The sequence below is a fragment of the Streptomyces sp. AcH 505 genome (assembly GCF_000818175.1).
Classification (GTDB): Bacteria; Actinomycetota; Actinomycetes; order Streptomycetales; family Streptomycetaceae; genus Streptomyces.
In genome coordinates, this window is the sequence record NZ_JTIY01000001.1 from 5,764,641 (window position 1) to 5,775,605 (window position 10,965).

A 10,965-nucleotide genomic window follows, 5' to 3' on the forward strand; every position below is an offset into this window, starting at 1 on the left:
TGGCTGCTCGGCTGGGCGGCGGGCCGGGCGGACGGCCGCAGGCTGCTGGCCCGCCCCGAACGTTTCCGCGCGGCCCTGACGGCCGCCGGGATCGCCCCGGGGGACGCCGAAGGCATGCGCGAAACGGCCGGTTCGCTCCTCCGTCGCGGCGGTGCGCACCGGCCGTGAGCGGGAAACCGCCCTGACGCGAAGGGACTTCCGCAGCCGTTCGGCCGAATTCGCGCGGATTGAGCGCCACACCGGACGGCTGGGGCTACCCTCGTCATCTGACCTGCGCACCGTACCGAGGACTGCGCACCGGATTGAGGAGAGGGGAGGGGCCGATGGCGCCCCGGCCGGAGCAATCGGTCACCCTTCCGCTGATGGAGCGTGAATCCGAACTCGCCGCAGCTTCCCACGCCCTGGACGCGCTCTGCGCCGACGAGCCTTCGGCGGCGCTGCTCGTCTACCGGGGAGCGGCGGGACTCGGCAAGACGGCCCTGCTCTCCGAAGTCGCGAAACTCGCCGACGGACGCTGCACGGTGTGGACGGCGCGGGGCGGCGAGACCGTCAACTCCGTCCCCTTCCATGTCGTACGGCAGCTGCTGCACGTCGCCCTGACGAGCAATCAGGTCCCGGACGCCCGCGAGTTACTCGGCGACCGGTACGAGATCGCGGGACCCGCGCTCGGCATAGCGCCGCCCGGTGAACAGCACGCCGACCCGCAAGGGGTCAGGGACGCGCTGGACGCCCTGGTCGACCGGCTCGCCGAGGAGTACGGACCGCTCGTACTCGTCGTCGACGACGCGCAGTGGTCCGACCCCGAAACCCTTGCCTGGCTCACCTCGTACACCCGGCGCCCCACCGGCGGACGCTCCGTCCTCGTCGTGGTGGCCTACCGCACCGAGGAGGCCGGCGGCCCCGCCGAGGAATACCTCCAGATCCTCGGCGCCGCGGCCAAGTTGCAGGTCACCCTCCGCGAGCTGACCCCCGACGCGACGGCGGGCCTGGTGCGCGCCGCGCTCGGCGAGGCGGCCGACGACCCGTTCTGCCGCGAAGTCTGGGCGGTCACCGCGGGCAACGCGTACGAGACGGTCGAACTGCTCGCCCGGGTACGGGAGAGCGCCCTCCTGCCGGTCGAGAGTTCCGCGGGCCTGCTGCGCGCCCTCGGCGCCAGCTCGCACGGTGAGGGACTCATCACCCGGCTCGAAGAACTCGGCGTCCCCGCAACGAATTTCGCCCGCGCGGCCGCCATCTTCGGCACCGGCATCTCGATGGACCTCGCCTCACAACTGACCGGTATGAACCGGGAACTCGCCGCCGAATGCGCCGAACAGCTGCGCGCGGCCCGGATCCTGGTGGGCACCGACCCGCTGGAGTTCGTCCACCCGCTCATCGCGAACGACGTCTACCGGTCGATCCCTCACGCGACCCGTACCGCGATGCACGGCGTCGCCGCCTGGGTGATCGTGAACAGCGGCCGTGGCGTGGTCGAAGCCGCGCCGCACCTGCTGGAGGTGCAGCCCGACGAGGACCCGGAACTCGTCCAGCAGCTGCGTGACGCGGCCGCCGAGAACCTGGCGATCGGCGCCCCCGACGCCGCCCGCAGATGCCTCGAACGCGCCCTGGCGGAGCCGCCGTTGCCCCGGGTACGGGCCCGTGTGCTGTACGAGCTGGGCTGCGCCACCCTGCTGACCTCACCGGCCACCACGGCCGGACATCTGCGCGCCGCGCTGGAGACGAAGAAGCTGGACGAGGAGCTGCGGGTCGACGTGGTGTTCCACCTCGCCCAGGCCCTGACCCACAACAACCAGACCGGCGAGGCGTCGCACCTGCTCGCCACCGAGTCGGCCCGCACCCCGCAGGGCCCCGCCAGGATGCGGCTGCAGACCGCGCACTTCCTGTGGGAGGGCGTGCAGGCCGTCGAGGAGGACGGCCACGCCCGCTCCGCCCGGCTCGCCGAGATGGCGGGCGAACTCAGCGGCCGTGACAACACCGAGCGGGTCATGCTGATGCTGCGCGCCTCCGACGCGACGGCGCGCGGCGAGAACGCCGAAGAGATCGTCGAGATCGCCGAACGGGCCCTGCTGGACGGGATGCTGGCGCCGGGCACCGGCTGGACCGACACCGCGTGGGGCTTCGAACCCCCGGCACTGCTGGGGCTCGCCTACGCCTTCGCCGACCGGCTGGACCGCGCGGAGAGCCTGTTCACCGAAGGGCTGCGCGCCTTCGAGATCTCCGGCTGGAGCGGCGGCCATCTGGCCTTCGCCTACACACTCGTCGGGTATCTCAACCGCAGGCGCGGCCGGCTGGCCGAGGCCGAGACGTATCTGCGCGAGAGCCTGCGGCTCGCCGACCGGGTGGGCGACGGACTGCCCATGCACTGGGACGCCGCCTGCATGCTCATCGACACACTCCTCGCCCGAGGACATGTCGACCGGGCCAGGGAGGCCGCCGAACAGTACGCGTTCGCGCCGCCGTACTCGTCCACCATCGTCATTCCTGACGCACCGTCCGTTCGCGGCCGGCTGCTGCTGGCCCTCGGCCGTACGTCCGAGGGGATCGCCGAACTGGAAGCGGCCGGCGACGCGTTGACGTCCCGGGGACGGCACAACATCATCATGGCGCCGTGGGCCCTGGACCTCGCGACCGCCCTCGCCGAACACGACCCGGCGAAGGCGGCGCAGCTCGCCGCGTACGCGCGCGACCGGGCGGAGCGCTTCGGTACGCACACCGCCATCGGCGTCGCCCTGTGCTGCTCGGCGTCCCTCAAGGAAGGGCCGGAGGCGGTCGAACTGCTCGCCCAGGCCGTCTCCCATCTGGAAGCCTCCCCGTGCGCCTACGAACTCGCCCACGCCAGGGTCGAGTACGGCATCGCCGCCGGGTTCGTCGCCGAACTCTCCGCGGGGCTGGAACTGGCCGAGGCCTGCGGCGCGGACGGGGTGGTGGCCCGGGCCCGCCGGGCGCTGGAGTCGGACAGCCTGCGCCGTTAGGTCGTGTCCGCGCAGTATCGTCGTCCGGATCAGGCCCTGGCCGGTCGCCGGCACCCCGTATTCTGGCCCTGCCACCGTTCCACGCAGGAAAGCAGAGTCATGCCCCAGCCGACCGATCCCGCCCTGCGGGCCGACTGCGGTGCCTGCTTCGGGCTGTGCTGTGTCGCCCTGACCTTCTCGGTCTCCGCCGACTTCCCCGTGGCCAAGAAGGCGGGGGAGCCCTGCCGTCATCTGGGGACCGGCTTCGGCTGCGGTATCCACGACGACCTGCGCCCGCGCGGTTACGCGGGCTGCACGGTCTACGACTGTTTCGGCGCGGGCCAGAAGATCTCCCAGCACACCTTCGGCGGCCGCGACTGGCGCGAGGCACCGGAGAGCGCCGGGCAGATGTTCGCCCTGCTGCCCGTGATGCGCCAGCTCCAGGAGATGCTCCGCCATCTCACCGAGGCGACGACGCTGCCGCGGGCCCGTCCGCTCCGCGCCGACCTGGCCCGTGAGCTGGCGGCGACGGAGCGGCTGACCCTGGGCGACGCGGACTCCCTGCTGGCGCTGGACGTGGCGGCGCACCGGCAGGGCGTCAGCGCCCTGCTGGCCCGTACGAGCGAACTCGTACGGGCCCAGGTGCCGGGCAAGCGCAAGAACCGCAGGGGGGCGGACCTCTTCGGCGCCCGGCTCAAGGGCGCCGATCTGCGCGGGGCCGATCTGCGCGGCGCGTATCTGATCGCCGCCGACCTGCGCGGCGCCGATCTGCGGCTCGCCGATCTCATCGGCGCCGACCTCCGGGACGCCGATCTGCGCGGCGCCGATCTGACCGGGGCGATCTTCCTCACCCAGCCGCAGCTCCAGGCGGCGAAGGGCGACGCGGCGACCCGGCTGCCCGGCTCACTCGTCCGGCCCGCGCACTGGCAGCCGGCTCACTGATCGGTCGGGCCGCCGCGGCGGCGGCCCGTGCGGCGGAAGACGAAGAGCGCGATCGACCCCAAGGCGGCCGAACCCGTGAGCGCCAGCGGCAGGATGTACGCCGACGCCGGCTCCCCCTCGGCCGCGTCGGCCCCCGCGAGGGCCGCCGGATGTGCCCCGTGCGCGCCGTGCGCCGTATCCAGCGCCTTCTGCAGCGCGCCGGTGCCGGTGCGCACCGTGTCAGGAGTGGTGGGCAGCTTCGGCGGCACCACCGGGGCCGGTTGCAGCGAGCCCACCGGACGTACGTGCCCGGCGGCGGCGAAGCCCCAGTCCAGCAGCCTCCTGGCCTCCGCGTACACGGCGTTCGACTCGCCCGACTGCGGGTTCATCACCGTCACCAGCACCGTGCGGCTGCCGTGCCGGGCCGCGGCGACCAGGGTGTTGCCCGCGTTCGTCGTATAGCCGTTCTTGACCCCGATCAGCCCCGGGTAGCGCGTGACCCCGTCGGCCCCGCTGAGCAGCCGGTTGGTGTTCTGGATGCCGAAGGTGGCCGTCTTGTCGCCGGGGAACTGCGCGTCGGCGGTCGAGGAGTACCCCACGAACTGCGGGTCGGCGAGGCCCGCCCGGCCGAAGACGGCGAGGTCGTAGGCCGACGAGACCTGCCCCGGCATGTCGTACCCGTCGGGGGAGACGACATGGGTGTCGAGGGCTCCCAACAGCTGTGCCTTGCGCTGCATCTGACTGACCGTCGACTCCACACCGCCGTTCATCGCGGCGAGTACGTGCACGGCGTCGTTGCCGGAGCTGAGGAAGACGCCCCGCCACAGGTCGGCGACCCGGTAGGTGTGGCCGGGGACGACCCCCACCAGACTGCTGCCCTCGCCGATGCCGGCGAGGTCGGAGCTGGTGACCCTGTGCAGGGTCTGCGCCGGCAGATGCGGCAGGGCGGTGAGGGCGAAGAGGGTCTTGAGGGTGCTGGCGGGCGGCAGTCTGCGGTGCGCGTCGTGGGCGGCGATCACGGCGCCCGTGTCCGCGTCGGAGACCAGCCAGGACAGGGCGGACACCTCGGAGGGGAGCGCGGGCGCGCCGGGCGCCGTGCGCACCTGGGTGCCGGACCCGTAGAGCAGGGCGGGGTCGGCGGGCAGCGCTGCCCGGTCGGACCGCGCGCCCTGCACGGGCCGCGCTGACGGATCGGTTCGGGGGTCGGCGGCTGCCGGGGACGGCGCCGGTACGAGGACCAGCAGGCCGGCGGCGAGAGCCACCGTCCCGGCGAGCGCGGAGCGCGTCACGGATCTGATGATCATTCAGCCACCGTAGGAACGGTCCGGGTATCCCGCACCGCCGCCTGAGCCGACCGGACGTATCACTCTCCGTGGCCGCCCGTCCCGGCCCGGCGGCGCCGGGCCGGCCGGCCCTCGTTAGGACGAACGGGTGACGGGGGCCTACGGGACGTACCGGAGATCAGCTTCCGGACTGCGCCGCGGGCATCGGCTGGGTGCCGATCACGTCGAGGAGCGGCAGAGTCTCCGCCGCCTCGCTGCCGGGCGGCGCCGAGTAGACGACCAGCCGCAGATCGCTGCCGGGCGCCGTGAGGGTGTCGCAGTCGAAGGTGACAGGGCCGACGTCCGGGTGGTGGACGGTCTTCATGTCGCTCTCGTGGAAGCCGGTGATGTGCGATTTCCACAGCTGGCTGAACCGGCTGCTGAGCCGGCGCAGCTCGCCGACCAGGAAGCGCAGGTTCGCGTCGGTGGGGTAGCGGTCGGCGGCCGATCTGAGGTCGGCGACCAGGGCGGCCTCGAAGCGGGCCTCCTGCTCGGGGGTGTGGCTGACCCGGCTCGGCCGGCCGGTGAAGTGCCGCCACGCCGCGTTGCGGTCGCGGCCCGTCGCCGCCGCCGGGTCGCCGACGAGCGCCGCCCACAGGGGGTTCCAGGCGACCAGGTTCCAGGCCGCGTCGTAGACACCGATCGGTGTGCTGCCGAGCTGGTCGATCAGCCGCTGGACGCTGGGCGGGATATGGGCCGGGATACGGCCGGCCGCCGGCGGGGACTGGCCCGCCAGCAGGAAGAGATGTCTGCGTTCCTCCTCGGACAGCCGCAGGGCGCGCGCCAGCGCGCTCAGTACCTGGACCGAGGGGGAGGTCGCCCGCCCCTCTTCCAGCCGGACGACGTAGTCCACTGACAGACCTGCCAGCTCCGCCAGCTCCTCGTGCCGCAGCCCGGGCGCCCGCCGGGACCACTCGGCGGGCAGCCCGGCCTCGGCCGGTGCGATCCGGTCACGCCATCGGTGCAGGGCCGTGCCCAGCTCTCCGTGTCGGGTCATTTCTCCAGTATCAGCGGGTCGGCCGGACACTGCCTGGCGCCGCACGCCCACACACGGTGACAACGCGCCGTCCCTATGAATCGCTCATGTGTTCGTATCGAGAGGCTAAGGCCGTACATGTGTGCTCACTCTTCGTGCCGTGACCGCTGCGTAGTGTGCGAACGGGCGAGTGTATGCCTCTCGGCGGGGGTCGTGCAGAGGGTTGCGTGAATATGCCGATGCGCTGATCGGCCGGGGCTAAGCTCTCGCGGAGCGCGCCGAGTTGACACGAAATCAGGCACTTGTTCCCCCGTGCCCTGATGGTTCGAATAATCCGACCTGAATCGACCGCCAGAGGGCTTACATGGTTCGTCTCGAAGCACCCCCGAATGATCAGACATCCCCCGTTGTCCGCGCGCTTGTGGTTCCCGCCGTGCTGATGGTGGCCGCCACGGCCGCCCTGGTGGCCTTCGTCGACGGCTCCGCCCGGATACCCGTCGTGATCTACGGCGCGCTCGCCACCGTCACCGTGACCTGGTGCGCCGCCGAGATCATCCACCGCGGCCGGGTGGCGAGCGCCCTGCGCGAGCAGTACGCGCACCGCCTCGGCTTTCTCGAACGCTGTGTGGCCGAGCACGACGACGACCTGGTGCGGCTCGGCAAGGAGCTGATGCCCGCAGCCATCTACCGGCTGCGGCAGGGCGAGTCACCGCTCGAAGTGATCCGCGCCGTCGTGGACGGCGACGACCGCTACCGGCAACTCCCCGACGCGCAGCGCGCCTTGCTCCGCGCCATCCTGGAGATCGTCGACAACGAGGAAGCCATGCGGGAATCCGCGCAGCGCTCCTTCGTCAACATCGCCCGCCGCGTCCAGGCCATCGTGCACCAACAGGCGAGCGAACTGCGCGAGATGGAGGAGGACCACGGCCGTAACCCGGAGGTCTTCGACGACCTGCTGCGGATCGACCACGGCACCGCGCTGATCGGCCGGCTCGCCGACAGCATCGCGGTGCTCGGCAAGGCCCGCCCCGGCCGCCAATGGCCCAGGCCGGTACCGCTGTTCAGCGTGCTGCGCGGCGCGATGTCGCGGATCCTGGAGTACCAGCGCGTCGATCTGCACTCGATCGCCAAGGTCGCCATCATCGGCACCGCCGTCGAACCGCTCATCCACGCCTGCGCCGAACTCCTCGACAACGCCACCCGCTACTCGCCGCCGCAGACCCGGGTGCACGTCACCGCCGTCGAGGTGCAGACGGGCATCGCGATCGAGATCGAGGACGGCGGGGTCAGCCTCAGTGAAGAGGCCCGCACCCGGGCCGAGCGCATGCTGGCCCAGGCCCAGGCCGGTATCGACCTCAACGACCTCGGCGAGACGCCCAGGCTCGGCATGGCCGTCGTCGGCCGGCTCTGCCAGATGTACAACCTCCAGGTCTCGCTGCGGCAGTCGGCCTACGGCGGTGTACGCGCGGTGCTCGTCGTACCGCGCGACGTCGTCACCACAGGACCCGCGCCCGGCATCGCCCACGGCATCGGCGCTTCCGCGCTGCCGCGCGGCACCGGTATGGCCCTGCCGCTGAAGGAGGCCCTGCGCTCCGTCGACGGACCGCCGCCGCCCCGGCCGGTGACCGGCCCGCAGCCGTCCGTACCGGCTCCCGCCCCGGCGCCGCGCTCCGCACCGAAAGTGATGGCGGCCTTGGAGGACGACGTTCCGGTGGTGACCGAGTGGACCGAGAACGGCCTGCCGCAGCGGCGCAGCCGGACCCGGGCCCCCTTGGGCTCGCACAATCTGGGACTCGTCGCCCGGAACGCCGCGGCGGCGTCGGCGCCACCCGCCGCGGAGACCAACGGCACCCACGGCGGTGCGAACGGCACCAACGGCACCAACGGCGGCGACGGGCAAGGCCGCCGGCCGGGCCCCGGCATCTGGCTCGAAGCGTTCACCAAGGCGGTCAACGGCACCCCGCAGGAGCCGTCGCACGACGAGGGACAGCAGCCGGGCAGCGCCGGCGGGCAAGACGATTCCGATGACACGTGGGGCAAGGGGGACCTGAAGTGATCCAGCAGCGGGCGAACATGGACTGGATGCTCAAGGAGCTGGCCACCGGGGTGCCGCAGATCCAGCAGATCGTGGTGCTCTCGGCCGACGGGCTCAGGATCGCCAGGCACGGCGGCGACCCCGATGTCGCCGACCGGCTCGCCGCGGCCTGCGCGGGACTGCAGAGCCTGGCGGCCGCCGTCGCCGCCGAGATCCCGATGAGCGACGGCCGGATGCGGCTCGTCGTCATCGAGGTCGGCGGCGGCTTCTTCTACCTGATGGAGGCGGGCGCCGGCGCGTATCTCGCCGTCCTCGCCGACGACACGGTGGACGCGGGTCTGGTGGGTGCCCGGATGCGGGACATGGTCGTACGGATCGGCGCCCATCTGACCAGTCCGCCGCGCCACGACGGGCAGGGCGGATGACCCCTCCCCAACGCGAGCGCCGCAGCCCCCGGGCGGACGTGGGGGATCCGGAACGGCTCTATGTGATCACCGGCGGACCTGACGGCGCCGAACGCGCCCCTCTCGACCTGGTCACCATGATCGTCGCCCGGGTCCCGCCGTCGCCCACGGTGCCGCCCGAACAGGCCGCAATCCTGCGGCTGTGCCGGGCGCCGCTGTCCGTCGCCGAACTGTCCGCCTATCTCAGCCTGCCCTTCAGCGTGGTGACCGCGCTGCTGACCGAACTCCTCGGCACCGAACTCGTCGAGTCGCGCGCGCCCGTCGCACGTGCCGCGCTGCCCGACCGGTCCCTTCTCGAAGCGGTGATGCATGGACTTCAGAAACTCTGACACGATCACCGGACCCCGGAGCGAGGACGTGCTCCCCACCACCGCGACCTCGGCGGTCAAGATCGTGATCGTGGGCGGGTTCGGGGTCGGCAAGACCACCATGGTGGGCTCGGTCAGCGAGATCAGACCGCTCACCACCGAAGAGACCATGACCCAGGCCGGCGTCGGCGTGGACGACAACTCCGGCGTCGAGAGCAAGACGGCGACCACCGTCGCCATGGACTTCGGCCGGATCAGCATCACCGAACAACTGGTGCTCTACCTCTTCGGCACCCCGGGACAGGAGCGCTTCTGGTTCCTGTGGAACGGCCTCTTCGAAGGCGCGCTCGGCGCCGTCGTGCTGGTCGACACCCGCAGGCTCGAAGTCAGCTTCGACGTGATCGGACGCCTTGAGGAGCGCGGGGTGCCGTTCGTCGTCGCGATCAACACCTTCCCCGACGCGCCGCGCCACCCCGTCGAGGCGCTGCGCTCCGCCCTCGACCTGCCCGACGAGGTCCCGATGGTCGACTGCGACGCGCGACTGCGGGCGTCCAGCCGCGATGTGCTGCTGACGCTGATGCGCTATCTGCACTCGCTCGCGCTGCCGCGCGGCTGACCGGCGCCGCCAGGGCTTCCGGCCGGAGCGGGCCGGACAGCCCCCAGCCCCAACTTCCCTGCCTCATCACAGGAGTGACCGTGACAACCCCCTATTCGCATCTGCCAGGAACGGACGACCACGCGGTACCGCCCCCCGGCTGCCCCGCCCACGGCATGGCGACCGGCGGCCTGACCCCCAACGGACTGCGCCGGCTCTACGGGCCGGAGGCCGAGCGCGACCCCATGGGTCTTTACGAGAAGCTGCGCGCCGAACACGGCTCCGTCGCACCCGTGCTGCTCCAGGGCGACGCGCCCGCCTGGCTCGTACTCGGCCACAGCGAGAACCTGCACATGACCCGTACGCCCTCGCAGTTCTCCCGGGACTCGCGCCGCTGGCGGGCCCTGAACGACGGCAGTGTGCCTCCCGACCACCCGCTCGCGCCGGTCTTCACCTGGCAGCCGATCTGCGTCTTCGCCGACGGCGCGGATCACGAGCGGCTGCGCGGCGCCGTCACCGACTCGATCGCCCGCATCGACCACCGCGGTGTGCGGCGCTACATCAACCGCTACAGCAACCGGTTGGTCAACGAGTTCTGCGAGGACGGCAAGGCCGACCTGGTGAGCCGGTTCGCCGAACATCTGCCGATGATGGTGATGGCGCAGATCATCGGCATGCCGGAGGAGTACAACCAGCGGCTCGTGGACGCCGCGCGCGACATGATCAAGGGCACGGCGACCGCCAACGAGAGCAACGCCTATGTGATGGCGGCGCTCGACCGGCTGGTGGCCCGGCGCAGAAACGCCCCCGAGGAGGACTTCGCGACCTGGCTCACCGAGCACCCGGCCGGGCTCACCGACGCCGAGTGCAGTCAGCATCTGCGGCTCGTGCTGATCGCGGCGTACGAGACGACCGCCAACCTGATCGCCAACGTGCTGCGAATGGTGCTCACCGACCCGCGCTTCAGGGCGCAGTTGAGCGGCGGCCATATGACGCTGCCCGAGGCCGTGGAGCAAACCCTCTGGGACGAGCCGCCGTTCACCACGATCTTCGGCCGCTGGGCCGTCGGGGACACCGAGTTGGGCGGCCAGCACATCAAGGCGGGCGACGCGCTCGTCGTGGGGATCGCCGCCGCCAACGTCGACCCGGTGGTACGTCCCGACCGGAGCGCGTCGATGCAGGGCAACCGGGCGCATCTCGCCTTCAGCGGCGGCCCGCACGAATGTCCGGGCCAGGACATCGGCCGCGCCATCGCCGACACCGGGATCGACGCGCTGCTGCTGCGGCTGCCCGACCTCCAGCTCGCCGTGGAGGAGTCGGAGCTGAGCTGGACGGCCGCTCTGATGTCCCGTCAGCTCGACGCGCTGCCGGTGGCGTTCGCGCCCCGGCCGCC

9 protein-coding genes are annotated in these 10,965 nt (G+C 72.0%); 7 read left to right on the forward strand and 2 right to left on the reverse strand.

The features are described from left to right. Window positions 1–362: 362 nt before the first annotated feature. Both HY68_RS25835 and HY68_RS25840 read left to right on the forward strand, forming a co-directional pair. Window positions 363–2,972, forward strand: coding sequence for an AAA family ATPase (locus HY68_RS25835; RefSeq protein WP_241778682.1), 2,610 nt, complete (start codon window positions 363–365; stop codon window positions 2,970–2,972). A gap of 99 nt (window positions 2,973–3,071) precedes the next feature. After that, window positions 3,072–3,893: a pentapeptide repeat-containing protein gene (locus tag HY68_RS25840; RefSeq protein WP_041992923.1), complete on the forward strand. Its 822-nt coding sequence runs from the start codon at window positions 3,072–3,074 to the stop codon at window positions 3,891–3,893. On the opposite strand, the gene HY68_RS25845 is transcribed toward HY68_RS25840, so the two are convergent. Next, a complete protein-coding gene (locus HY68_RS25845; protein WP_041992926.1) occupies window positions 3,887–5,176 on the reverse strand; it encodes a D-alanyl-D-alanine carboxypeptidase in 1,290 nt (429 codons plus the stop codon). The genes HY68_RS25840 and HY68_RS25845 overlap by 7 nt on opposite strands. Window positions 5,177–5,333: 157 nt before the next feature. After that, complete coding sequence (locus HY68_RS25850) at window positions 5,334–6,191, reverse strand: helix-turn-helix transcriptional regulator (protein WP_041992929.1); 858 nt, start codon at window positions 6,189–6,191, stop codon at window positions 5,334–5,336. A gap of 343 nt (window positions 6,192–6,534) precedes the next feature. On the opposite strand from HY68_RS25850, the gene HY68_RS25855 reads away from it, so the two are divergent. The 5 genes from HY68_RS25855 to HY68_RS25875 form a co-directional block, all read left to right on the forward strand. After that, window positions 6,535–8,226 (forward strand): ATP-binding protein, encoded by a 1,692-nt coding sequence (locus tag HY68_RS25855; RefSeq protein WP_041992932.1) that lies wholly within the window; start codon window positions 6,535–6,537, stop codon window positions 8,224–8,226. After that, window positions 8,223–8,630 carry a roadblock/LC7 domain-containing protein gene (locus HY68_RS25860; protein ID WP_041992935.1) on the forward strand — a complete coding sequence of 136 codons (408 nt, stop codon included), beginning with the start codon at window positions 8,223–8,225 and terminating at the stop codon, window positions 8,628–8,630. The genes HY68_RS25855 and HY68_RS25860 overlap by 4 nt, the downstream gene beginning before the upstream one ends. Further along, complete coding sequence (locus tag HY68_RS25865) at window positions 8,627–8,998, forward strand: DUF742 domain-containing protein (protein WP_041992937.1); 372 nt, start codon at window positions 8,627–8,629, stop codon at window positions 8,996–8,998. Before HY68_RS25860 ends, HY68_RS25865 begins: the two co-directional genes overlap by 4 nt. Then, a complete protein-coding gene (locus tag HY68_RS25870) occupies window positions 8,979–9,593 on the forward strand; it encodes an ATP/GTP-binding protein (RefSeq protein WP_041992940.1) in 615 nt (204 codons plus the stop codon). Before HY68_RS25865 ends, HY68_RS25870 begins: the two co-directional genes overlap by 20 nt. Window positions 9,594–9,673: 80 nt before the next feature. Next, on the forward strand, window positions 9,674–10,965 hold a 1,292-nt coding region (locus tag HY68_RS25875), incomplete at its 3' end, for a cytochrome P450 (protein WP_041992943.1).

Excerpts from the sequence above, each read along its gene's own strand:
- HY68_RS25850 (WP_041992929.1), bottom strand. The coding sequence starts at position 6,191 with ATGACCCGACACGGAGAGCTGGGCACGGCCCTGCACCGATGGCGTGAC.
- HY68_RS25845 (WP_041992926.1), bottom strand. The coding sequence starts at position 5,176 with ATGATCATCAGATCCGTGACGCGCTCCGCGCTCGCCGGGACGGTGGCT.
- HY68_RS25840 (WP_041992923.1), top strand. The coding sequence starts at position 3,072 with ATGCCCCAGCCGACCGATCCCGCCCTGCGGGCCGACTGCGGTGCCTGC.
- HY68_RS25835 (WP_241778682.1), top strand. The coding sequence starts at position 363 with ATGGAGCGTGAATCCGAACTCGCCGCAGCTTCCCACGCCCTGGACGCG.
- HY68_RS25870 (WP_041992940.1), top strand. The coding sequence starts at position 8,979 with ATGGACTTCAGAAACTCTGACACGATCACCGGACCCCGGAGCGAGGAC.
- HY68_RS25865 (WP_041992937.1), top strand. The coding sequence starts at position 8,627 with ATGACCCCTCCCCAACGCGAGCGCCGCAGCCCCCGGGCGGACGTGGGG.
- HY68_RS25855 (WP_041992932.1), top strand. The coding sequence starts at position 6,535 with ATGGTTCGTCTCGAAGCACCCCCGAATGATCAGACATCCCCCGTTGTC.